Here is a 23,612-nt window from a genome sequence, read left to right as displayed (position 1 = left end):
AGCCTGTTCCAAAAGTCGTCCTGTGTGGCTGCAAATGGCAATTTTCTACATTCCGGTGCTCACGTACTAATAGTACGCTCCGCTCCGGTACTCGAAAATCACCATTTTCGCACACACATGCCGCTTTTTGATTCAGGCTCTGACTGCCGATGCTAACACTGATTATTGAAAGGCAGATCAAGTTCTCGCGTGTATGGTGTGTCCTCGACAGGGTGCAGACTGCGAAAGGAAAAGCGAATTGGCTCAGCATCGCGTAGTGATTGTCGGCGGCGGTTTTGCGGGTTTGCAACTGGCGAAAGATCTGCAAAGCCCGGATACATCGATCACAATCATTGATCGCAGAAATCATCATCTCTTTCAGCCATTGTTGTATCAGGTTGCTACGACCGTGCTTGCAACGTCGGAAATTGCCTGGCCAATCCGCTCCGTTTTTCGCAATCGCGAAGAGGTTTCCACCCTGCTCGCCGAAGTAACCAGCGTGGATACGCAGGCGCGCAAGGTCCATCTCAGGGATGGGCCGAGCATCGATTATGACACGCTTGTTCTGGCGACGGGTGCGCGACACGCCTATTTCGGACGCGACGAGTGGGAGCCCTATGCGCCGGGCCTGAAGGCGCTGGAAGATGCAACGACAATTCGTCGTCGTCTCTTGCTGGCTTTCGAACAGGCCGAGCTGGAAACTGATCCCGAGGTTCGCAAAGCGCTGCTGACATTCAGCATCATTGGCGCAGGGCCGACCGGCGTGGAACTGGCGGGGATCATTGCGGAACTGGCTCACCGCACTCTGGTCAAGGAATTCCGCAATATCGATACGTCCACAGCGCGCATCATCCTCATCGAAGCAGGGCCGCGCATCCTGCCGGTTTTCCCGCCGTCGCTTTCGGACTATGCGGAGAAGTCGCTGACGAAAATGGGCGTTGAGGTCAAAACAGGAACCCCCGTCACGGCCTGCGACGCCAAGGGCATCTCGATTGGCGACGAACAGGTCGCCAGCCGTACAGTTATCTGGGCGGCGGGCGTGCAGGCATCGAAAGCCGCCGAATGGGTAGGCGCGGAACAGGATCGCGCAGGCCGCGCGGTGGTGGAGCCTGACCTGACGGTAAAAGACCATCCCGAAATTTTCATCGTCGGGGATACGGCTCTGGTCAAAACCGCTGATGGCAAGCCGGTGCCGGGCATTGCGCCTGCCGCCAAGCAGCAGGGCAAATATGTGGCGAAGGTGATCAATGCACGCTTTGCCAATCGTGCGGCACCGGGCCCGTTCCGTTACAAGCATCTTGGCAACCTTGCCACCATTGGCCCAAGCGCGGCTGTTATCGATTTCGGGTCATTGCGTTTGAAGGGCTGGATCGCCTGGTGGATATGGGGGCTTGCCCATATTTATTTTCTCATTGGCACGCGCAGTCGTCTGGCGGTGGCGCTCAGCTGGCTCTGGGTCTTCATTTCGGGGCAGCACTCGGCGCGCCTCATTACGCAGAAAGAAACGCTCAAAGATGAAGTGTGAACTGGTCGCCAACAGCATGTGCGCGCCAACGCGATAGTGAATTTCGTTCGCCCAAGTCCATGATAAGTTACATCATTCTTAACGAGGAGATATGAGAATGCGCTTGATGATGGGAATGCTGCTGGCGGGTGTCAGCATTTTGGGTGGGGCAAGTTTCGCGCAGGCCGAGGAAAGCGTCGAAGTCCTGCATTACTGGACTTCGGGCGGCGAAGCAGCCGCGCTTAATCTCCTGAAGGAAAACCTTCAGAAACAAGGTATCGGCTGGGTCGATATGCCGGTTGCCGGTGGCGCGGGTGAAGCCGCGATGACGACCTTGCGCGCCCGCGTGACGGCGGGCAATCCGCCAGCCGCCGTGCAGATGCAGGGTTTCGATATTCTGGATTGGGCACAGCAGGGCGTGCTTGGCAATCTGGACGAAGTTGCCGACAAGGAAGGCTGGGACAAGGTGATCCCGCCCGCAATCCAGCACTTCTCGAAATATGACGGCCACTGGATCGCTGCGCCGGTCAATGTGCACTCCACCAATTGGGCCTGGTACAACAAGGCCGCGCTCGACAAGGCTGGCGGAAAAGTGCCGCAGAACTGGGATGAGCTTATCGCTCTGCTCGACAAGTTCAAGGCGCAGGGGATCACGCCGATTGCCCATGGCGGCCAGCCCTGGCAGGAAGCGCTTATCTTCACCAGTGTCGTGATGTCGTTCGGGCCGGATTTTTACAAAAAGGCGCTGATCGATCTCGATCCTGAAGCCCTGAAGAGCGATACGATGAAGCAGGTCTTCGAGCGGATGGCGAAGCTGCGCACCTATGTGGACGACAATTTCTCGGGACGCGACTGGAATCTCGCCTCGGCCATGGTCATTGACGACAAGGCGGGCGTGCAGTTCATGGGCGACTGGGCCAAGGGCGAATTTACCAAGGCTGGAAAGAAGCCCGGTGCGGATTTCGTTTGCGGTCGTTTCCCGGGAACGGAAGGTTCCGTGGCTTTCAATGCCGATCAGTTCGCTGTCTTTGAAGTGGGTGAGGACAAGCGCAAGGCGCAGCTTGCGCTCGCAACCGCTGTGGAAGACGTCAATTTCCAGTCGGCCTTCAATGTGGTGAAAGGCTCGGCACCGGCGCGTACCGATGTGCCGACCACGGCATTCGACGAATGCGGACAGAAAGCGATCAAGGATCTGGCGGCTGCCGACAAGAGCGGATCGCTGCTCGGCTCCTTCTCGCAGTCGCACGCACAGCCGACCGCGATCAAGAATGCGATGTTCGACGTCATCACTCGCCAGTTCAACGGTCAGCTGACGGCGGATCAGGCGGTGGAAGAGCTAAGCGCTGCCATTGACGTGGCGAAGTAAATAAAAAGGCCTCCCCCCGAACATTCAGGGGAGGCCTTTTCGTCAGAGCGGTTCCAGTTAAAACGGAATCACTCGAACCGCTCTATCCATTTGTTTTCACGCATTTCCAGCAAAACCGCTTCGCACTTTTGCTGGAAATGCTCCAGGTCGGCTTTTATGCCAGATCGAAACGGTCGGCGTTCATCACCTTGGTCCAGGCGGCAACGAAGTCCTTCACGAACTTCTCCTTGCTGTCGTCCTGGGCATAGACTTCCGCATAGGCGCGAAGGATCGAATTCGAACCGAAAACGAGATCGACGCGTGTTGCGGTGAACTTCGGCGCACCGGTCTTGCGGTCGCGGATTTCGTAGAGGCCTTCGCCCGTCGGAACCCACGAATTATGCATGTCGGTGAGCGTGACGAAGAAGTCCGTCGTCAAAGCGCCGACCTTGTCCGTGAAGACGCCATGCGACGTGCCGCCGTGGTTGGTGCCGATGGCGCGCAGGCCGCCGACGAGGACCGTCATTTCAGGGGCGGTAAGGCCCATGAGCTGTGCCCGGTCGAGGAGCAGTTCCTCGGCGCTGACCACATAGTCCTTCTTCTGCCAGTTGCGGAAACCGTCTGCCAGCGGTTCAAGCGGAGCGAAGCTTTCAGCATCGGTCTGCTCGGCCGTTGCATCGCCGCGTCCCGGAGCGAATGGCACTTCAATGTCGACACCGGCGGCCTTGGCTGCCTGTTCCACACCGAAATTGCCGGCCAGCACGATGACATCGGCCAGGCTTGCGCCAGACGCCGCTGCAATCGGTTCCAGAACCGAGAGAACACGGGCCAGCCGTTCCGGCTCGTTGCCTTCCCAATCCTTCTGCGGAGCGAGACGGATACGGGCGCCGTTTGCGCCGCCGCGGAAGTCCGAACCGCGATAGGTGCGGGCGCTGTCCCAGGCGGTGGAAACCAGATCGGAAACCGAAAGACCGGAAGCGGCGATCTTGGCCTTGAGGCCCTTCACGTCGTAATCGGTGCGACCGGCCGGGATCGGATCCTGCCAGATGAGATCTTCGGTCGGCGCATCCGGGCCGATATAACGGGTCTTCGGGCCCATGTCGCGATGGGTCAGCTTGAACCATGCGCGGGCGAAGACTTCCGAGAACGCGTCAAAGTCGTTCATGAAACGCTCGGAAATCGCGCGGTAGATCGGGTCTACCTTCAACGCCATATCCGCATCGGTCATCATCGGGTTCAGACGGATCGACGGGTCTTCCACGTCAACCGGCTTGTCCTGCTCGGCAATCGAAACAGGTTCCCACTGCGACGCGCCAGCCGGGCTCTTCACCAGATGCCATTCGTGCTTGAACAGCATTTCGAAGAAGCCGTTGTCCCACTTGGTCGGTTCTGTGGTCCATGCGCCTTCGAGGCCCGAAACAACCGTGTCGCGACCAATGCCGCGGCCCTTGGTGTTCATCCAGCCCAGGCCCTGATATTCAGGACCGGCATCTTCCGGATCAGGGCTCAGATTGGCCGGATCGCCATTGCCATGAGTTTTGCCGATGGTGTGGCCACCCGCGGTCAGGGCGACCGTTTCCTCGTCATCCATACCCATACGGGTAAAGGTTTCGCGCATTTGCGCTGCCGTTGCCAGCGGATCGGACTTGCCGTTGACGCCTTCCGGGTTGACATAGATGAGGCCCATCTGGACCGCCGCAAGCGGGTTTTCCAGTGTGCTCGGCTTGGTCACATCGCCGTAACGACCGTCGCTTGGCGCCAGCCATTCCTTTTCGTCACCCCAATAGGTGTCCTTTTCAGGCGCCCAGATATCTTCACGACCGAAGGCGAAACCGAAGGTCTTGAGACCGGCGACGTCATAGGCAATCGTACCGGCAAGCGCGATCAGGTCGGCCCAGGAAATCCGGTTGCCGTACTTCTTCTTGATCGGCCACAGCAGACGGCGGCCCTTGTCGGTGTTGACGTTATCCGGCCAGGAATTGAGCGGAGCAAAACGCTGGTTGCCGGTGCTGGCGCCACCGCGACCGTCAGAGGTGCGGTAGGAACCGGCGGCGTGCCAGGTCACTCGAGCCATCATGCCGACATAGCTGCCCCAGTCGGCAGGCCACCACTCCTGACTATCCGTCATGAGTGCGCGCAGATCGGTCTTGAGAGCTTCCACGTCGAGCTTCTTCAGCTCTTCCTTGTAATCGAAGTTCTTGCCCAGCGGATTGGTCTTGGTGTCATGCTGGTGCAGAATGTCGAGGTTCAGCGCATTGGGCCACCATTCCATGACAGAGTTGCCAAGCGCGGTATTGCCGCCATGCATGACCGGACATTTTCCGGCCGATTTCGTCTTTACGTCCATGATTGCTCTCCGATGGCTTTCCCAAAGATGGCTTTCGCTAAATTGAACGAGCGGCTGACACTGGCACGCCGAAGCGACCGCATTATGAAGGCGGTCACTCCGGATCCAGCAGTCAGTATGGGTACGGTAACCAATGCGTTCGATAAATTCCAATTGTATATTCTAAAGGCTGCGATATGCTGAGCTTATGATTGGCCTCTCCATGAAACACCTCCGCTACTTCGACTCGCTGGCGCGATTGAGCCATTTTGGGCGCGCGGCGGCGGCTTGTTCCATCTCTCAACCCGCATTGTCCTTGCAGATCAAGGAACTGGAAGACCTGATCGGCGCGCCGCTGGTGGAGCGTGGCGGCAGGCAAATTCGCCTGACCGGGCTCGGTGAGGAATTCGCGGAAAGGGTGCGCGGCATTTTGCGCTCGGTTGACGAGCTGGAAGAGCTGGCGCGTGCGGCGCATGGCCCATTCACCGGTCGCCTGCGTCTCGGAGTGATCCCGACAGTTGCGCCTTATCTTCTGCCGGAAGTGATCAAGACGCTGACCCAGCGTTATCCGGGGCTGGAGCCTCGCCCGCGTGAGGCTATCACCCAGAAACTGATCGAAGACCTGCTGGAGGCGAGGCTGGATGCGGCGATTGTCGCCTTGCCGGTTTCCGAGCCGGCCTTGCAGGAAGTGCCCCTTTTTGAGGAGGAATTTGTGCTGATGCGCCCGCTGGAAGATGCGGACAAGCCGGTTCCCAGCGCCGAAAAACTGCATGAAATGCGGTTGCTGCTTCTGGAAGAAGGGCATTGTTTCCGCGATCAGGCCCTGTCCTTCTGCAATATTACGAATGCGCCGCCGCGCGAATTGATGGAAGGCAGCTCACTGTCTACCCTTGTTCAGATGGTGGGCGCAGGTATCGGCATCACGCTCGTGCCGGAGATGGCGGTCTATACGGAGACACTCGCGGCAAATGTCTGCATGTTTCGCCTTGCCGAGCCACGTCCGTCGCGAACCATCGGTCTGGTCTGGCGCAAAAGCAATCCGCTGTCGTCCCAACTTAAACAGATTGCCGAGATCGTTCGGGAAGTGGGCTTGCACCATCAGGACCGAATGCAGACGCTGCTGAGCCACTGAGTGGATCGTTCGCCGCCGGTGCCCAACTGACGAGAACGCTTTATCACTCGTCCAAAACTTCGCCGACAACCTTGCCAGCCACTGACGTGCAGCGCAGATAAACCCGGTTGACGGAAACGTCAGGCAGGGGCTTTTCAAAACCATCGCGGGCATGAAAGCCGTTGGCATTATTGACGATGATCAGTCTGCGGCTTTCCTGCGGGATGGAATAGCGAAATTTGTTTGCTGATATGGCGTTTACGATGTCGGCGGCAACATCGTGGGATTGGCTGTATTCTTCGCCGACGGTCCCGTCGAAACTTCCACTCATATAGGTTGTGGTGGAGCCATTCTGGGCGCTGCTGAAAATGGCCGCTTTGACGCGGTGCTCTATAACCATCACATCATTCTGCCCATCTTCGTAGACGGCAGGGTTGAGCTTGAAATAATACTCCTTCGATAAGCCAACCTTGTTCACAAGCTCGGCAATGCCGTCGATTTTACATGTCGGCACCCAGTGGAAACAGCCGCGCTCTTCAAAATTAATGGCGATATTATAAAGCGCTATATAGTCGGGAACGGCTAATGTTTTCCCGGTAACGGAGCTGTCAGAGTGAAACTCCAGTCGGCTTAATGGAACCAGATCCTGCAAGCCAACACGCTCCAGCCTTTGGCGACTATCCGCGGAGGTTGTGAAGACCGAGAACGGCGTCTGGTTTCTACCATCATAGAGGGTCGGCATCAGCGCCTGAACCAGCGAGATACCTATCAGCGCACCAGCAACGGCGTCTAATGTGGCATCTTCAAGGATGGATGGAATATCGACCGCGACGATCCCTATATCAGGACAATCCAACTGAAATTGCAGGTCTGTGATCAAATCGGCGAAGGCGTATGCTGCCTGACTTGCCAGATCCATTGTCAGCTCTTTGTCGCGCAAGTCTGCAAGCGAGATCATGATGCCGTTCTTCGTCAGATACTGATCGCAGAAATCATTTGCTGCTTCTGGAGCGAGCGAAAAGATAACCGGTGTTTCAAAATGTTTCGTCATGAAAGTCATCCTTCCAATTAAAAAAGAAGGGGGTGAATTACCCCCTAATCTCCATCCAGCATTTTTTAATGAGCTTCAGCAGATTTTTGATTATTTTTTCTTTGCAAATCCTGGGCAGTCCTCGGAACTGTTGGTCGGAGCCAGTGTTGCAGAAAGACCCTTTAATACGTCTTCAAATGCGACTGCAGATTTACTTGCATGATTGCTTGTAGTATGCATTTTACTTCTCCCAATTTTTAGAATGCGCCTTAATATGAAGGCAGCTTATTATTGATTTATTTTATTGTTTTGCGAAACGGCAAAGGGTCGTTGGCAATTTTATATAAGCGAACTCTTGTATTCTTCTCATTATTGCGAGCGAGATTGTTGGTGACGTTTCGTCCTTATACTCCCGACTAATCGGCAGTAGTTGCATCCCTAAGCGTTAGTGGTTAAGTCAAATACGTTACGATATTACATAACGAATCGAACTGGAGAGAAGACTATGAGAAAGCTACTCGTGTCGATGGGATTGTGCGCCGCCATGGTGATATCCGGTCAGGCAATGGCCGAGACAAAGGAAAAGTCCGCGTCGGATCATGGCCATTCCCACAGCCATGGAACCAAGCAGGACCAGGAAATCTATAAAGGCTATTTCAAAGACGATCAGGTGAAAGACCGCAAGCTGTCTGATTGGGAAGGGGACTGGCAGTCGGTATATTCCTATCTGCAAGACGGTACGCTTGATCCGGTTTTCGCCGATAAAGCAAAACATGGCGACAAATCAGCCAAAGAGTACCGCGACTATTATGAAACGGGCTATCGCACCGACACGAGCCGAATTGTGATCAAAGGGGACGAGGTTTCCTTCTACGAAGGCGATAAGGCCACGTCGGGAAAATATGCAAGTGACGGCTATGAAATCCTGAAATATGCCAAAGGCAATCGCGGCGTTCGCTTCATTTTCAAGAAGGTCGAGGGTGATGCGGCTGCGCCTGAATATATGCAGTTCAGCGATCATCGCATAGCACCAGCCAAAGCAGATCACTATCACCTCTATTGGGGAAATGATCGCGCAGGGTTGCTCAAAGAAGTCACCAACTGGCCGACCTATTATCCGTCATCGCTGAGCGGTAAAGATATTGCCGACGAGATGATGCATCACTAGCAAAACATCTTCTGAACGGTCGGGTTAGGGGCATCCTTTAACCCGATCTGGAGTTGATGTCTCGGTTGCGCAATCAGGCAGATTGCACAACTATTGTATGCGCAACGGAAGCATCAGCGCTTCGGATCTCGCACATTTCCCAAAGACGAAATCAAATCGCAAAGGCGGATGGCAGACATCTGCTCACAGCTCGCGAAATTTTGACGTTTACGGAAACGTCAAACTGCGCTAGTTTTGAGTCCGAACTGGTCCGGCTCGACCCGAGTTTGGGTTGAGGCTGGCCAGAATGCTGCAAAAATGGCAGGTTTTCGAGCGAGAACGTCCTTTTTTGTTGCAACATATCGGCTGTCACGATGTTTTTCTAATAAAGCAGGCAGCAGGTGTGAAACGCGGTTTGGAGCCGGTATCCGTCTATCGCGGGGCTGGCTCAGGTGATGAATTTGGAGGATTTTGATGCCGAGCTATCGCGCGCCCGTTGAAGATACGAATTTCGTACTTAACGACGTTCTGAACTATCAGCGTTACAACAATCTGCCGGGCTTTGCCGACGCGTCGCCCGACGTGGTCGAGGCGATCCTGTCGGAAGGTGCGAAGCTCGCTGAAGGCACCCTGTTTCCGGTCAATCACAGCGGTGACCGCGAAGGCTGCAAGCGCGCCTCCGATGGCAGCGTCACCACGCCGAAAGGTTTCAAGGAAGCCTTCGATCTTTACCGCGAAGGCGGCTGGCTCGGCCTCGCCGTGCCGGAGCAATATGGCGGGCAGGGTCTGCCCTATCTGCTGCACACGGCAGTTGGCGAATATATGTCGTCGGCCAATATGGCGCTCACCATGTATCCCGGCCTGACGCAGGGCGCGATTGCCGCAATCCTCGCGCACGGCACCGATGAGCAGAAGGATACCTATCTGCCGAAGATGGTGGAAGGCACCTGGACCGGCACAATGAACCTGACCGAGCCGCATTGCGGCACGGATCTGGGTCTTCTGCGCACCAGTGCTGCACCGCAGGGCGACGGCTCCTACAAGATTTCCGGTCAGAAGATTTTCATCTCGGCTGGCGAACACGACATGTCGGACAATATCATCCATCTGGTGCTCGCCCGTATCGACGGGGCACCGGAAGGCGTGAAGGGCATTTCGCTCTTCATCGTGCCGAAGTTCATTCTGGATGAAAATGGCAATCCAGGCACACGCAACGGTGTGTCCTGTGGTTCCATCGAAGAAAAGATGGGCATTCACGGCAATTCCACCTGCGTCATGAATTATGACGAGGCGACCGGCTTTCTGATCGGTGAGGCGCATAAGGGGCTGCGCGCCATGTTCACCATGATGAATGAAGCGCGTCTGGGCGTTGCCTTGCAGGGGCTTTCAATAGCCGAAACCGCCTACCAGAATGCAGCGATCTATGCCCGCGAGCGCATTCAGGGGCGCGCCCTTTCCGGCGCGAAAGAGCCGGAAAAGAAGGCCGATCCGATCATCGTGCATCCGGATATCCGTCGTAACCTGATGACGATCCGCGCTTTCAACGAAGCAGGCCGCGCGTTCATCCTCTGGACGGCGCTGAACTCCGACATTGCGCACCGCTCCGGTGACGAGGCCGAGCGTCAGGCCGCCGACGATCTGGTCGGTCTGCTGACACCGGTTCTGAAAGGCGTTCTGACCGACAAGGGTTTTGAACATGCCGTCATGGCGCAGCAGGTCTTCGGTGGCCACGGCTATATCGAAGAACACGGCATGAGCCAGTATGTGCGCGATGCGCGTATCGCCATGATCTATGAAGGTGCCAACGGTATTCAGGCGCTCGATCTGGTCGGTCGCAAGCTGGCGCTGAATGGCGGCCGTGCCGTTACGACCTTCTTCAAGGAAGTGGGCGAATTCTGCGAAGCCAATCGCGACAATGAAAAGCTGTCCTTCTTCACCAAGCATCTGAAGAAAGGTCTCAACGATCTTCAGGCCGCCACCATGTGGCTGATGCAGAATGCAATGGCGAAGCCCGACAATGCCGGTGCTGCGTCCAATGATTATATGCATCTGTTCGGTCTGGTCGCGCTGGGGCTGATGTGGGGCCGCATGGCCAAGGTCGCAGAAGAAAAGCTGGCGGCAGGCGAAGGCAACAAGGCTTATCTTGAAGCGAAGCTCGTCACTGCACGGTACTATTTCGAGCGTATTATGCCGGAAAGTGCCGCCCATCTCGCGCGCATCCAGTCGGGTGCGGATAGCATGATGGCGCTGCCTGCGGACGCGTTCTGATTTTCTGCTGACATTTTAAAGGTTAGGCCGGGTTCTTCGGACCCGGCGGGAAGGAGAAAAAATGGCTGAGGCTTATATTTACGATCACGTGCGGACGCCGCGCGGGCGCGGCAAGAAGGACGGTAGCCTGCATGAAGTGCCTGCCGTGCGTTTGGGCGCGAAGGTTCTGGAATCCCTGCGCGATCGCAACGGCATCGATACCGCAAAGGTCGATGACATTATTTTCGGCTGTGTCGATCCGGTCGGCGAAGCCGGTGCCGTCATTCCGCGCTCTGCCGCTTTCGAAGCCGGTTACGACTTCAAGGCTCCGGGCATCCAGATTTCGCGCTTCTGCGCCTCCGGTCTCGACGCCATCAATCTGGCTGCCGCGAAGGTCGCCTTCGGCGCGGACGAACTGGTGGTTGCTGGCGGCGTTGAAAGTATGTCCCGCGTCGGCATGGGCATGTCGGGCGGTGCCTGGTACATGGACCCATCGGTCGGCTTCCCCGGCTATTTCATGCCGCAGGGCGTGTCCGCCGATCTGATCGCCACGAAATACGGTTTCAGCCGCGATGATGTCGATGCCTATGCTGTCGAAAGCCAGAAGCGCGCCGCCAAGTCGTGGGAAAAGGGCTATTTCAAAAATTCGGTCATTTCGATCAAGGATCAGAATGGTCTGACCATTCTCGACCATGATGAACATATGCGCCCGACGACCGATATGCAGGCGCTGGGCCAGTTGAACCCGTCCTTTGTGATGCCGGGCGAAATGGGCGGCTTCAATGCTGTCGGCATTCAGGCTCATCCGGAAATCGAAACGGTCAATCATGTCCACCATGCCGGTAATTCGTCGGGCATCGTCGACGGTGCAGCGGGCGTTCTGGTTGGCTCCAAGAAGGCTGGCAAGGCATTCGACATCAAGCCGCGCGCCCGTATCCGCGCTTTCACCAATATCGGCTCCGACCCGGCGCTGATGCTGACCGGCCCGGTTGATGTAACGGAAAAGCTGCTCAAGCAGGCCAAGCTGAAGATTTCGGATATTGATCTGTTCGAGCTCAACGAAGCTTTCGCCGCTGTGGTCCTGCGCTACATGCAGGCCTTCGATATTCCGCACGACAAGATCAACGTCAATGGCGGCGCGATTGCCATGGGCCATCCGCTTGGCGCAACCGGCGCGATGATCCTCGGTACGGTGCTGGATGAGCTGGAACGCCGCGATCTCAACACCGCGCTGGTGACCTTGTGCATCGGTGCCGGCATGGGCACGGCGACGATCATCGAGCGCGTATAAAGCGAGGGAGGTTTTTACGAATGGCTTACACGAATTTCAAAGTTGAGACCGACGCCGACGGCATTGCCCTCGTCACCTGGGACATGCCTGAAAAGTCGATGAATGTGTTCACCGTCGAGGTGATGCAGGAACTGAACGCCATCATCGATGCGGTGGTCGCGGACGACAAGATCAAGGGCGTGGTCATCACGTCCGGCAAGGAAAGCTTCTCCGGCGGTGCCGACCTGACCATGCTCGAAGGCATGTTCAAGGAGTTCCAGAAGCAGAAGGCCAAGGACCCACAGGGCGCGGTCCAGTCTCTCTTCGACAATGTCGGCAAGATGAGCGGCCTGTTCCGCAAGCTGGAAACCAGCGGCAAGCCGTGGGTGTCGGCGATTAACGGCACCTGCATGGGCGGTGCGTTGGAAATGTCGCTTTCCTGCCATGCGCGTGTTGTGTCGGATGCGCCGGGCGTGAAGCTGGCGCTTCCTGAAGTGAAGGTCGGCCTGTTCCCGGGCGCTGGTGGTACGCAGCGCGTTCCGCGTCTTGCCAACCAGCAGGATGCGCTGCAGATGATGACGACCGGCTCCAGCCTGACGGCGCAGCGCGCCAAGGCAATGGGTCTCGTCACGGAAGTCGCTCCGGCAAAGAAGCTGGTCGAAACCGCCAAGAAGCTCATCAAGGGCGGCCTCAAGCCGGTTCAGCCTTGGGATGAAAAGGGCTTCAAGCTGCCGGGCGGCGCGATCTATTCGGCTGCCGGTGCCAATCTCTGGCCTGCTGCGACTGCCATTCTGCGTCGCGAAACTTCCGGTAATTACCCGGCGGCGCTCGCCATTCTGAAGTCGGTTTATGAAGGCCTTCTGGTGCCGTTCGATACCGGTCTCAAGATTGAGCAGCGCTATTTCACCGAAATCCTCCAGACGACCGAAGCGGGCATGATGATCCGTTCGCTGTTCGTGTCGTTGCAGGAACTGAACAAGGGCGCACGCCGCCCGGCGGATGAAAAGCCGACCAAGCTCAAGAAGATCGGCGTCATCGGCGCTGGTTTCATGGGTGCAGGCATTGCCTATGTGACCGCCAAGGCGGGCATTCCGGTGGTGCTGATCGACCGCGATCAGGAAGCAGCCGACAAGGGCAAGGCCCATACGGCTGATCTCGTGACCAAGGAAATGCAGAAGGGCCGTGCCACCGAGGCCGACAAGGAAAAGCTCCTGTCGCTCATCACCGCAACGCCTGATTATGCTGAACTCGACGGTGCCGATCTGGTGATCGAAGCGGTGTTTGAAGACCGCGACGTCAAGCGCGTTGCGACCGAGAAGGCCGAGGAAGTGCTGAAGTCTTCGGCGATCTTCGCGTCGAACACCTCGACCCTGCCGATCAGCGGTCTTGCCAAGGTCTCGAAGCGCCCGAAAAACTTCATCGGCATCCACTTCTTCTCGCCTGTCGACAAGATGATGCTGGTGGAAGTGATCCTCGGCAAGAAGACCTCCGACAAGGCTTTGGCCGTCGCGCTCGATTATGTCCGCGCGATCAAGAAGACGCCGATTGTTGTCAACGACACGCGCGGCTTCTACGTCAATCGTTGCGTGCTGCGCTATATGTCGGAAGCCTACAACATGCTGGTGGAAGGCGTTCCGGCTGCCATGATCGAAAATGCCGCCCGCATGGCCGGTATGCCGGTCGGTCCGCTGGCGCTCAACGACGAAACCGCCATCGATCTGTCGCAAAAGATCCTCAAGGCAACGCTTGCTGATCTTGGCGAGAAGGCTGTCGATCCGCGCCATGTCGAGCTGGTGGACAGGCTCGTCAACGAGTTCGACCGCAAGGGCCGCAAGAATGGCAAGGGATTCTACGAATATCCGGCCAAACCTGCCAAGAAGCATCTCTGGGCCGGTCTCAAGGATCTCTATCCGCAGCAGGACCCCGACAAGATCGATGTGAAGGAGCTGAAGGAACGCTTCCTCGTCACCATCGCTCTGGAAGCTTCCCGCGTGATGGAAGAAGGCATTGTCACCGATCCGCGCGAGGCGGATGTCGGCTCGATCCTGGCTTTCGGGTTTGCACCTTATACGGGCGGCACGCTGTCCTATATCGATGGCATGGGCGCGAAGAAATTCGTCAAGCTTGCCAAGGAGTTGCAGAAGAAATACGGCCAGCAGTTCAAGGCTCCGAAGCTGCTTCTCGACATGGCCGAGAACGGCGAAAGCTTCTACCAGCGGTTCAACCCCTACAAGGGCGAAACCAAGAAAGCAGCTTGACGCTTAATCCCTGAAAATCTGAAAAGCGCGGTGTGAAAACACCGCGCTTTTTTATTGCCCCCACTTTTCGGCGACCGCTAAATAAGAAAATTTTCCCTGTCAATTCGTGCATCTTGCGCAAAACCCCAATTTTCGGTAGGTTCTGGCAAAAGTCGGCACAAGTTATAGGTTTAAAATCCTAAGCGGCGCGTCCCCCATGGTCCGAGTTCGTCGTGGGAAGAGACCGACCCGAAATTGGCGGATCATACCATGTTTTCTCACGACAGCATCTGGGCGGCGATAGACGCGTTGGCCGAGCGTTATTCCCTGAGTGCATCGGGGCTTGCCCGCCGTGCAGGTCTTGACCCTACGACCTTCAACAAATCCAAGCGTTACGCTGCCGATGGGCGCGCACGCTGGCCCTCGACGGAGTCGCTTGCCAAGGTGATGGAAGCCACCGGCGCGAGCTTTGAAGAACTCACGCGCCTGATGGGCGGCAGCGGTACTGCGAACCAGGGTTTCGGCGAATATTTGCAGGACCCGCAGCCGATCCCGCTTCTGGGCATGGCGGAGGCCGGTGCAGGCGGTTATTTCGACGATGCCGGTTTTCCCGCGGGACAGGGCTGGGACATTGTGGAATTTCCGGTGGGCGACAGCGAAGGTGTGTATGCGCTGGAAGTTTCGGGCGACAGCATGTTGCCCCTTTACCGTGACGGCGATACGTTGATCGTCGCGCCCAATGCGCCGGTGCGTCGCGGCGACCGCGTGGTGGTGCGAACCAAGGACGGAGAAGTCATGGCCAAAATCCTTTATCGCCAGACACCACGTACAATCGAATTGCATTCGCTCAATCCAGAGCATTCAAACCGCAGCTTTGAGACCAAGGATGTGGAATGGATTGCCAGAATTCTATGGGCAAGCCAGTAATGGTGCAGTCGCAGATGAAAAACGCGAGAAGCCATTCGCGCATCGTTTATGGCAGTCTCGCCGCATTGACCGGCGCGCTGCTGGCCGCAGCTTTCATTGCCCCTTTTTACGGTGCGCTTGAGGGACCGGTTCAGGTGATCACCAGTGATGGCGATGCCGCGAAGCCGAATGGCGGTTCCGGCAATGGCATCGTTGTCGAACAGTTCGATTATAACGAACCGGACAGCAACGCTGACGCGAAGACACAGACCCCGCCTGCGGGTGAACAGCAAAATGCACCATCCGGCAATTCCAGCGATGAGGCCAATGGGCTTCAGCGTGAAGCGCCGCGCCCGCCGCTCAGCGATCTGGGATTGGCCGCCTCGCCAAAGCCGCCGGAACCCGTCGCGCCGACCGAGACAAACACCCAGCCACTCACACAGGTTGGCGAGAACGAGGACATGCAGCTTCTGCAACGTCCCGTCGCTGTGGCGGCTGGACGGCTTGAAAGTCAAGGTCGCCTGATTGATTTGCAGGGTATCGAGGTTGTGCCGGTCGAACAGACCTGCCAGACGGCAGCGAGGGAAAGCTGGCCTTGCGGCATGCAGGCGCGGACCGCTTTTCGGCAATGGCTGCGTTCGCGCGCCATTATGTGCCGCCTTCCGCAGAATGACAGCGGTGCTGCTATCGCCACTGCCTGCAAGCTGGGCAATGACGATGCCGCCGAATGGCTGGTGACGAATGGCTGGGCCAAGGCCGCGTCAGACGGCACCTATGCCGATGCGGGCCGCAAGGCGGAAGATGCGCGTCTCGGCATTTTCGGAGACAAGCCGGATGCTTCCTTGCAGAGCCTTGAGCCTGACACGGGCAATGGTTTGAACAGTCCGTCGCCTTTGGCACCGGAAACGGAGCCGCAACCCTCGACGCCTTCTCCGCAGCAGGGTGAATTTCCGCCAGCACCGGCGGCGCCAACACCTGCACCAGCAAACTAGGCTTCCGCTATTGCCTTCGGGCTCCTGCGTGACACTGTTTTCAGCGGAATGGTGATGACAATCAGGCACGCGATGACCAGCGCTACGCCCAGCCAGCCCATGGCTGGGAGACGTTCCCCGACGATGACTACGGCCAGCAGCGCAGCGATTACAGGCTCGACCAGTGTGATCGTCGTTGCCATGCTGACGGGAACACGCGCAAGGCCAATGCCGAAGCAGACATAGCCGAGGAACATCGGCACCGCGGCCATGTAAATGCCGACGGCGGCATTGTTCCATGAGGCGAGAAAGGGCGCGCCGGTCATCAGCAGGACCGGCATCAACAGCAGGCCGCCAATGCCGAAGGTCGCGCCCATCGCGACGGATGAATGTATGCCGCTCAGGATCAATCCGCGTGCGGTCCACGAATAGAGCGCGTAGGTCAAACCGCCGACCAGTCCGAGACCGATGCCGATCAGCACAGAGCTTCCGGTTTGAATGCCGCTATGGGCCGATCCCTCGGCGACTGATATGAGGATCATACCAAGCAGTCCGATCATGGCCCCCCACAGCCATTGCCGCGACAAGCACGAACCATCGAACACATATTCGATCAAAGCGGAAAGCAGTGGTGCTGAACCGAGCGTTACGACGGTTCCGATGGTCACGCCAGCCATGCGCATCGAGGCGTAAAATGCGAGCGGATAAATGGCGACTGCCACTCCGCCCAGAACGAGGTTGCGCCGATGCTGAGCCAGTTGCGGCAATGCGCGCATGATGCCGCGTCCGGCGAGAACGGCCTGCATCAGTCCACCCACACCCATTGCGGCAGCGCCTATAGCGGCAGCACCCACTTCCGGGGCAAAGGTGGCCGCTGTACCGGTCGTGCCCCAAACGGCGGAGGAAAACAAAATGGCGGCGACGCCAATCGCATAATTGCGGGATGAAGTGCTCATAATGTCCCCAGCATGTCAGATGCCATTGCCCGCGCTTCCTGAATACAGGTGCTGTTTCCCTCAAGCCCGGCACGCGACATCGCTCCTTCCAGCAGAAACGACAGTGTCCGGGCCAGTGCCGCCGCCCGCTCCGGCGCTTCCGGCAGCAGTTCTGCCAAATGGCCCGCCAGCAAGGCTTCAACTTCACGCTTGTGATTTTTCACGGCCTGACGGCCGATATCGCCAACGGTCAGTTCGGCTGCGGCATTCAACAAACCGCACCCGCGAAACCCGTGCTCATAGGCAAATTCGGCGTGGTCCTGATAGGCGTCGAAAATCGCGAGAACCTTCTCCTGCGGCGTGATCGCCTGTTGCAGGCGCATATCGTAAAGGCCCAGCCATTCGGCATGGCGCACTTCGAGATACTGGTTCACCAGATCGGCTTTGGAAGCAAAATTGTTATAGAGGCTCTTCTTCGCAACGCCCGCTTTTTCAACGATGGCATCGATGCCGGTTCCGCCAATCCCATGATTGTAGAAAAGGACGGCAGCGGCGTTGAGCAGCTTTTCGCGTGCGCTTTCCGTCGAAGCCGGAAATGGAGTTTGAACGGTCGTCATCTCGGATTTCCTCACAGTAGGTAGACCGTACTACCTACTGTGAGGAGCAGAGTCAATCGGTGCAAACCACGGCGGTGATTTCAGATGCAAAAAAAGCCCCGCGCCGGGTGGCCGCGGGGCTTTTCATTGGTGATGTCGGATCAGGCGAGTTCGCCAGCCAGCGCCTTTTTGATCAGGGCGCGGGTTTCGTCGATGCCGTAAAGCGCGACGAAAGAGCCGAAGCGGGGCCCTCGTTCCTGACCGATCAGCACTTCATAGAGCATCTGGAAGAAGGAAACCGACACGCCGGGGCCGCCTTCCGGGCTTTTCTTGGTGTGATCCTGATAGCGCTCGATAGCGCGGGCGACATCCAGAATGGCGTTCTGGATGTCGTTGCCATCGGTCCCGGCAGGCAGGGTTCCGAGCTTGGCATCCAGCGCTTCCAGTGCAGCGCGCTCCACATCGTCCGGGGCGCGGAACTGCTTGGTCGGCTTGACGAAATCGTTGAAGTAACGGATCGCGTAACCGACGAGCGCATCCAGTTCCGGATTGTTTTCCGGCGTGACGCCAGGTGCGTGGCGCGAGATGAAGCCCCACAGAACCGATGGGCTTTCCGCATTCGAAGCGCTGACCAGATTGAGCATCAGGGCAAAGGTAACCGGCAGGTTGACCTTGGGCGGGTTGCCGTAATGGATATGCCAGACCGGATTGTTCAGGCGGTCTTTCCATTCCTGACGGTCATAAGCCGAAAGATAGGTGAAATACTCGTCCACCGCCTTCGGGATGACATCAAAATAGAGACGCTTTGCCGTCTTCGGCTTCTGGAAATTGTAAAGTGCAAGGCTTTCGGTCGGTGCATAGGAAAGCCATTCATCGATCGAGATGCCGTTGCCCTTGGACTTGGAAATCTTCTGGCCGAGCTGGTCGAGGAACAGTTCGTAGACGAAATGTTCCGGCGCGCGTCCGCCGAGGATGACACAGATACGGTCATAGATTTCCGAATTGGTCTGGTGATCCTTGCCGAACATTTCGAAGTCGACGCCGAGTGCTGCCCAGCGCATACCGAAATCCGGCTTCCACTGCAGCTTCACATTGCCGCCCGTGACGGGAAGGGTTGTTTCAACGCCGTCATCGTCGAAAGTGATCGTGCCAGCCTTGGCGTCGACCTTCTTCATCGGCACGTAGAGCACGCGGCCCGACTTGGGCGAAATCGGCAGGAACGGGCTGTAGGTCGCCTGCCGCTCTTCGCCAAGCGTTGGCAGCATGACCTTCATGATGTCGTCATAGCGCTCGACAGCCTTGAGCAGCACGGCATCGAATTTGCCGGACTTGTAATATTCCGTCGCGCTTGCGAATTCATAGTCGAAGCCGAAAGTGTCGAGGAAGCGGCAGAGCATGGCATTGTTATGCTCGGCAAAGCTCTTGTATTCGCCGCCAAACGGGTTCGGCACCGACGAAAGCGGCATTTGCAGATAAGGCTCAAGAGCGGCCTTGTCCGGCACATTGTCCGGAATCTTGCGCATGCCGTCGAGATCGTCGGAGAAGCAGATCAGGCGCGTCTTCACCTTGTCTTCCGTCAGAACACGGAAGGCATGGCGCACCATCGAGGTGCGGGCCACTTCGCCGAAGGTGCCGATATGCGGCAGGCCCGACGGGCCATAGCCCGTTTCGAAGATCACCGTGTCTGGCAGGCCAGTCTTGGCATAGCGCTTGAGGATTTTCTTCGCCTCTTCAAAGGGCCATGCTTTCACGTCTGCAGCCGCCGCGGTCAGTTCCGGGGTCAGCGTGATTTCGAGCAGACGATGCGAGGTCATGGTTTTATCCTGATATCCTGTGAAGGGCGTGATTTTTGAAAAACGGTGCACAAATCCGTGCTTATGCTCTATGGCGCGCCAACCCCGTGTCGTCAACGGCTGGTGCGGAATTTCCTTGCGTAACCGCAGGAGGCTTCCTAACTTTCCCGCAAATTATAACCGGAAACGCTGATTCCTATCCGAGTGTTGCTGAGGAGTACCCGATGAAGAAAATCTCGCCGCAGGATGCGCTCGTCTACATCATGATCACGACGTCGGCTGCCGATACAACCGTGACCGATGCGGAACTGGAGTCCATCGGCAATGTGGTGACGCGCCTTCCGGTGTTCCGTGGGTTCGATACGGCCGAGCTGCCGCGCCTCGCCAATGAGTGCTATGCGCTGCTGGCCGATGAAGACGGTCTGGAAAAGATCCTCGACCTTGCCCACGACGCACTGCCGGAAAAGCTCTACGACACGGCCTATGCGCTGGCGGTTGAAGTCGCCGCCGCCGATCTGCATGTCGAGCAGGAAGAGCTTGAGTTTCTCCAGATGCTGCGCGACCGCTGGACGCTGGACGAACTGACCGTCGCCGCCATCGAGCGCAGCGCACGCGTGCGGTTCCGCAAGCTCTGAATCTATTTATTCCGTCAAAGAAAAACGCCGGTCCGATACTCTCGGGCCGGCGTTTTCTTTTGCGATAGAGCATTTCCAGCAAAAGTGCGTAGCGGTTTTGCGTAGGATAATGCGTAAAAACAAATAGATAGAGCGGTTCCACGATTCCATTTTAATCGGAACCGCTCTAGCGTCGGGTGAAGCGGCTTACCAGGACGGCTGAACCGAGCCCTTGAAGGTTTCTTCGATGAAGGCCTTCACTTCCGGGCTGTGATAGGCGCTGACAAGTTCCTTGACCCAGTCAGCATCCTTGTCGGCGGTGCGCACGGCGATGATGTTGAAATAGGGCGCCTTTTCGCCCTCGCGGATCAGCGGATCCTTGGCCGGGTTAAGGCCAGCTTCCATGGCGTAGTTGGTGTTGATGACGGCGGCCTCGACATCCTCCAGCGAGCGCGGCAATTGTGCCGCATCAAGCTCGACGAATTTGAGGTTCTTCGGGTTTTCGGTCACGTCAATAACGCTGGCGCGCAAACCCTTGGCCGGATCGATCTTGATCAGGCCGTTATCGGCCAGAACCAGAAGGGCGCGAGCGCCATTGGTCGGATCGTTGGGGATCGCCACTGTCGCGCCATCGGCAAGCTCGGAGATGTTCTTGAGCTTTTTGGAATACATGCCCATCGGGAAGTTTACGGACTGCGCCACGCTCACAATGTCGAACTTGCGGTCGGCAACCTGATTGTCGAGATAGGGCTGATGCTGGAACGAATTGGCTTCTATCGCGCCATCGGCCAGCGCCATGTTTGGAATGACGTAATCAGAAAATTCCTGAATATCGATTTCCAGCCCCTTGGCAGCGGCCACTTCCTTGACCTTTTCCATGATCTGGGCGTGCGGGCCGGGCGTGACGCCGACGCGTATGGTTTTTGCCATCGCCGATCCGGCTGTGCAGAAAGCGAGAATGAGGGCGGCGGTAAGCAGCTTACGCATCGGAACTCCTGAGATGATTTGTACGGGGCTTGGGAGGCTTATTGATTGCTCATAAAGGGATCGTTCCGGCTGAAAAAGATCATACTGGCTGCGTTCGACCTTTCGTGCACAAAAAAGCGGGCGGGGATGAACCCGCCCGCCTGGCTGTTTTCAAAATATCAGCACACGACAGGGAGCCGTCGTGCCTTACGCCGTTCCAAAGCAGCGCGCATGACATGGGCGGCTTCCGAAAAAGTTGCGTTTTCTTTCCAGCGTTCCGCATGCACCAGTGTCGACGGAACGATATCCTTCAATGCTTCCAGCGTGTGGCGCGGCACCATGTCGGTGCAGCTCCACAGGCGGCGGAAGACAACGCTGATACGCGTAATCTTGCCATTGACCTGAACAACCGGCTCGGCCGATTCCAAAGTCCAATCTTCATAAGCGTCAACTGCATCCTGAAATGCATGATGAAGATAGATCGGTGCGTGACCGTCATGAAGCGGGGGCAGCAAACTAGTCATTTCTGTTTCCTCTCTTCCAATGTGGTTCAGCTTCAAAAAACTCGCAGCCGGATTTTCCTGTCGGGCCTGCAAGTGGGTGAAACAGGAGTGGGGTATTCTCCTGTCGTCATGTGCTGATCGTGTTCGCTCCTCACGAAATGCGACAACACATAATTAACCATGATCTATGCAAAGACGCCTGTTTGGCAAGGGGAGAATTTCTTAAGATAGGCATTATGTGAAAAATTAATTCAGCAATATTCTGGGAAATACTGAACAATCAGCGAGCATATAATTGGATTATACTGCATTGATCTATTGGTCAAAATTTCAAAAAAGGAAATGATTTTCAATATTTATTGTCGTGGTGACAGGATTTGACCCTGTCATTTGCAGGCGGCTGCGATAGAAATATGCCGACAGGAAGAAAAATGCGAGGCCGGAGGGGTCATGTCTCAATTCACCACGTCGCGAAGAGCTTTTCTGGTCGGCTCGACCTTTTTGGCCGCATCAATCGCAATTCCGAAATGGGCGCGGGCAGCTGGCGACGTGCAGAAGGGCGGACGACTTGTCGTGGCTGCGGACTCCGAACCGCGCAATCTCAACCCGGCTATCGTCGCCTCCAATGGCGTATTTTTCGTTGCAAGCAAGATCGTCGAGCCTTTGGCCGAAGCCTCATTCAATGGTGAAAACGGTTTGAGCCCGCGTCTGGCCACGGCCTGGGAAGGCTCGGCTGACGGGCTGACGGTAACATTCCGCCTGCGCGAAGGCGTGAAATGGCATGACGGCACGCCGTTTACGGCGGCAGATGTGGCTTTTTCGGCCCTTGAAGTCTGGAAGCCATTGCAAAATCTTGGTCGCGTTGTGTTCAAGGCGCTGGAAAAGGTGGAAACGCCGGATGATCATACCGCCGTCTTTCATTTCTCGGAGCCGACGCCGTTCCAGCTCATACGCAACGCTCTTCCAGCGCTGACCGCTGTTTTGCCGAAACATGTTTTTGCGGGAACCGATATTGCGGCCAATCCGGCCAATGAAAAGCTTATCGGTACGGGACCGTTCAAATATGCGGAGCACAAGACCGGCGAATATTACCGGCTGGTCCGGAACGATGCCTATTGGGGCGAGGGCGAGCCTTATCTCGACGAGATCGTCTATCGTGTTCTGCCCGACCGGGCTGCCGCAGCCGGAGCGCTGGAGGCCGAAGAGATTGATCTGGCGGCGTTCTCCGCCGTGCCGCTGGCCGACCTTGACCGCATTTCGAAAGTGCCGAGGCTGACGGTCGTTTCCAAGGGCTACGAGGCGCTGACCTATCAGCTCGTGGTCGAAATCAATCATCGCCGCAAGGAACTGGCCGATCTGAAGGTTCGTCAGGCGATCGCTCATGCGATCGATCGCGACTTTGTGGTCAACACCATATTCCTCGGCTATGCCAAGACATCGACCGGTCCCGTGCCGCGCTATGACAGCCAGTTCTATACGGATGATGTGCCGTCCTATCCGTTTGATGTGGCCAAGGCGAATGCGCTGCTGGACGAGGCGGGCTACAAGCGGGGCGATGGCGGAACACGCTTCGCGCTGAAGCTGCTGCCCGCGCCTTATTTCAATGAGACGAGGCAATTCGGTGATTATCTGCGCCAGGCTCTGGCCGCGATTGGCATTGATGCGCGCATCGTCAACAATGACGCGGCGGCGCACCAGAAGGCGGTCTATACCGACCACGACTTCGACCTCGCTGTTGCGCCAACCGTCTATCGTGGCGATCCGGCTATCTCCACCACTATTCTGGTTGAAAGTGGCATTCCGGCGGGTGTACCATTCTCCAATCAAGGCGGCTATGCCAATGCAGAACTGGATACCCTGATTGCCGCTGCAGCGCGCGAAATCGATGAGAAGAAACGCACGGCGCTTTACCATCAGTTCCAGCAAAAAGTGGAAGCGGATCTGCCGCTTATCAATGTTGCCGAATGGGGTTTCATCACTGTTGCCAATGAGCGGGTGAAGAATGTTTCCAACAATCCGCGCTGGGCTGTTTCCAACTGGGCTGATACCTGGGTTGAACCGCGATAGAGCATTTCCAGCAAAAGTGCGTAGCGGTTTTGCGTGGGATAATGCGTAAAAAAATAGATAGAGCG

The 23,612-nt window shown here is 57.0% G+C and carries 20 protein-coding genes; 13 read left to right on the top strand and 7 right to left on the bottom strand.

All coding sequences use genetic code 11. The features are described 5' to 3' along the window. Positions 1–238: 238 nt before the first annotated feature. Together FHW00_RS19005 and FHW00_RS19000 are read left to right on the top strand one after the other, a co-directional pair. The gene (locus FHW00_RS19005; RefSeq protein WP_176168343.1) at positions 239–1,504 is read left to right on the top strand and encodes an NAD(P)/FAD-dependent oxidoreductase; all 1,266 of its coding nucleotides are present in this window, start codon (positions 239–241) and stop codon (positions 1,502–1,504) included. A gap of 97 nt (positions 1,505–1,601) precedes the next feature. Continuing rightward, entirely contained in the window at positions 1,602–2,849 is a 1,248-nt protein-coding gene (locus FHW00_RS19000) for an ABC transporter substrate-binding protein (RefSeq protein WP_078339842.1), read from the top strand. Between the two features lie 154 nt (positions 2,850–3,003). On the opposite strand, the gene katG is transcribed toward FHW00_RS19000, so the two are convergent. After that, on the bottom strand, positions 3,004–5,175 hold the full coding sequence (katG, locus tag FHW00_RS18995; protein ID WP_078339841.1) for a catalase/peroxidase HPI: 2,172 nt from the start codon (positions 5,173–5,175) through the stop codon (positions 3,004–3,006). 187 nt (positions 5,176–5,362) lie between these two features. On the opposite strand from katG, the gene FHW00_RS18990 reads away from it, so the two are divergent. Continuing rightward, positions 5,363–6,286 (top strand): hydrogen peroxide-inducible genes activator, encoded by a 924-nt coding sequence (locus FHW00_RS18990; protein ID WP_078339840.1) that lies wholly within the window; start codon positions 5,363–5,365, stop codon positions 6,284–6,286. Positions 6,287–6,329: 43 nt separating this feature from the next. Here the strand turns inward: FHW00_RS18990 and FHW00_RS18985 are convergent, their stop codons facing one another. Continuing rightward, a complete protein-coding gene (locus FHW00_RS18985) occupies positions 6,330–7,316 on the bottom strand; it encodes a hypothetical protein (protein ID WP_139364403.1) in 987 nt (328 codons plus the stop codon). On the opposite strand from FHW00_RS18985, the gene FHW00_RS18980 reads away from it, so the two are divergent. The 8 genes from FHW00_RS18980 to FHW00_RS18945 all read left to right on the top strand — a co-directional run bounded on the left by FHW00_RS18980 (position 7,315) and on the right by FHW00_RS18945 (position 16,094). Beyond that, a complete protein-coding gene (locus FHW00_RS18980) occupies positions 7,315–7,518 on the top strand; it encodes a hypothetical protein (protein ID WP_139364402.1) in 204 nt (67 codons plus the stop codon). The two genes, FHW00_RS18985 and FHW00_RS18980, sit on opposite strands and share 2 nt — an antisense overlap. Before the next feature lie 282 nt (positions 7,519–7,800). Next, the gene (locus tag FHW00_RS18975) at positions 7,801–8,463 is read left to right on the top strand and encodes a ZinT family metal-binding protein (RefSeq protein ID WP_078339838.1); all 663 of its coding nucleotides are present in this window, start codon (positions 7,801–7,803) and stop codon (positions 8,461–8,463) included. 286 nt (positions 8,464–8,749) lie between these two features. Beyond that, entirely contained in the window at positions 8,750–8,917 is a 168-nt protein-coding gene (locus tag FHW00_RS18970; RefSeq protein WP_162762594.1) for a hypothetical protein, read from the top strand. After that, the gene (locus FHW00_RS18965) at positions 8,917–10,710 is read left to right on the top strand and encodes an acyl-CoA dehydrogenase C-terminal domain-containing protein (RefSeq protein WP_078339837.1); all 1,794 of its coding nucleotides are present in this window, start codon (positions 8,917–8,919) and stop codon (positions 10,708–10,710) included. Before FHW00_RS18970 ends, FHW00_RS18965 begins: the two co-directional genes overlap by 1 nt. Positions 10,711–10,771: 61 nt before the next feature. Then, positions 10,772–11,980, top strand: coding sequence for an acetyl-CoA C-acetyltransferase (locus FHW00_RS18960; protein WP_078339836.1), 1,209 nt, complete (start codon positions 10,772–10,774; stop codon positions 11,978–11,980). A gap of 20 nt (positions 11,981–12,000) precedes the next feature. Further along, complete coding sequence (locus tag FHW00_RS18955) at positions 12,001–14,217, top strand: FAD-dependent oxidoreductase (protein WP_078339835.1); 2,217 nt, start codon at positions 12,001–12,003, stop codon at positions 14,215–14,217. A gap of 249 nt (positions 14,218–14,466) precedes the next feature. Further along, a complete protein-coding gene (locus tag FHW00_RS18950; RefSeq protein ID WP_078339834.1) occupies positions 14,467–15,123 on the top strand; it encodes a S24 family peptidase in 657 nt (218 codons plus the stop codon). Beyond that, positions 15,123–16,094 carry a thermonuclease family protein gene (locus tag FHW00_RS18945; RefSeq protein ID WP_078339833.1) on the top strand — a complete coding sequence of 324 codons (972 nt, stop codon included), beginning with the start codon at positions 15,123–15,125 and terminating at the stop codon, positions 16,092–16,094. Before FHW00_RS18950 ends, FHW00_RS18945 begins: the two co-directional genes overlap by 1 nt. Here FHW00_RS18945 and FHW00_RS18940 read toward each other — a convergent pair. The 3 genes from FHW00_RS18940 to FHW00_RS18930 all read right to left on the bottom strand — a co-directional run bounded on the left by FHW00_RS18940 (position 16,091) and on the right by FHW00_RS18930 (position 19,418). Beyond that, the gene (locus FHW00_RS18940; RefSeq protein WP_078339832.1) at positions 16,091–17,029 is read right to left on the bottom strand and encodes a DMT family transporter; all 939 of its coding nucleotides are present in this window, start codon (positions 17,027–17,029) and stop codon (positions 16,091–16,093) included. The genes FHW00_RS18945 and FHW00_RS18940 overlap by 4 nt on opposite strands. Next, positions 17,026–17,625 (bottom strand): TetR/AcrR family transcriptional regulator, encoded by a 600-nt coding sequence (locus tag FHW00_RS18935; RefSeq protein ID WP_078339831.1) that lies wholly within the window; start codon positions 17,623–17,625, stop codon positions 17,026–17,028. Before FHW00_RS18935 ends, FHW00_RS18940 begins: the two co-directional genes overlap by 4 nt. 140 nt (positions 17,626–17,765) lie before the next feature. Then, the gene (locus FHW00_RS18930; RefSeq protein WP_078339830.1) at positions 17,766–19,418 is read right to left on the bottom strand and encodes a lysine--tRNA ligase; all 1,653 of its coding nucleotides are present in this window, start codon (positions 19,416–19,418) and stop codon (positions 17,766–17,768) included. Between the two features lie 203 nt (positions 19,419–19,621). On the opposite strand from FHW00_RS18930, the gene FHW00_RS18925 reads away from it, so the two are divergent. Next, on the top strand, positions 19,622–20,032 hold the full coding sequence (locus FHW00_RS18925; protein ID WP_078339829.1) for a tellurite resistance TerB family protein: 411 nt from the start codon (positions 19,622–19,624) through the stop codon (positions 20,030–20,032). A 186-nt stretch (positions 20,033–20,218) separates the two neighbouring features. On the opposite strand, the gene FHW00_RS18920 is transcribed toward FHW00_RS18925, so the two are convergent. Beyond that, on the bottom strand, positions 20,219–20,998 hold the full coding sequence (locus tag FHW00_RS18920; protein ID WP_078339828.1) for a MetQ/NlpA family ABC transporter substrate-binding protein: 780 nt from the start codon (positions 20,996–20,998) through the stop codon (positions 20,219–20,221). A gap of 158 nt (positions 20,999–21,156) precedes the next feature. Beyond that, the gene (locus FHW00_RS18915; RefSeq protein WP_078339854.1) at positions 21,157–21,501 is read right to left on the bottom strand and encodes a hypothetical protein; all 345 of its coding nucleotides are present in this window, start codon (positions 21,499–21,501) and stop codon (positions 21,157–21,159) included. Positions 21,502–21,930: 429 nt separating this feature from the next. Here FHW00_RS18915 and FHW00_RS18910 point away from each other — a divergent pair, with 429 nt between their 5' ends. Beyond that, positions 21,931–23,547: an ABC transporter substrate-binding protein gene (locus tag FHW00_RS18910; RefSeq protein ID WP_078339827.1), complete on the top strand. Its 1,617-nt coding sequence runs from the start codon at positions 21,931–21,933 to the stop codon at positions 23,545–23,547. Positions 23,548–23,612 lie beyond the last annotated feature (65 nt).

Source organism: Ochrobactrum sp. P6BSIII, from assembly GCF_014138065.1.
In the GTDB taxonomy this organism is placed as follows: Bacteria; Pseudomonadota; Alphaproteobacteria; order Rhizobiales; family Rhizobiaceae; genus Brucella.
Note: the sequence above shows the minus strand (reverse complement) of the source record. Positions and strands in the feature narration are given on the sequence as shown.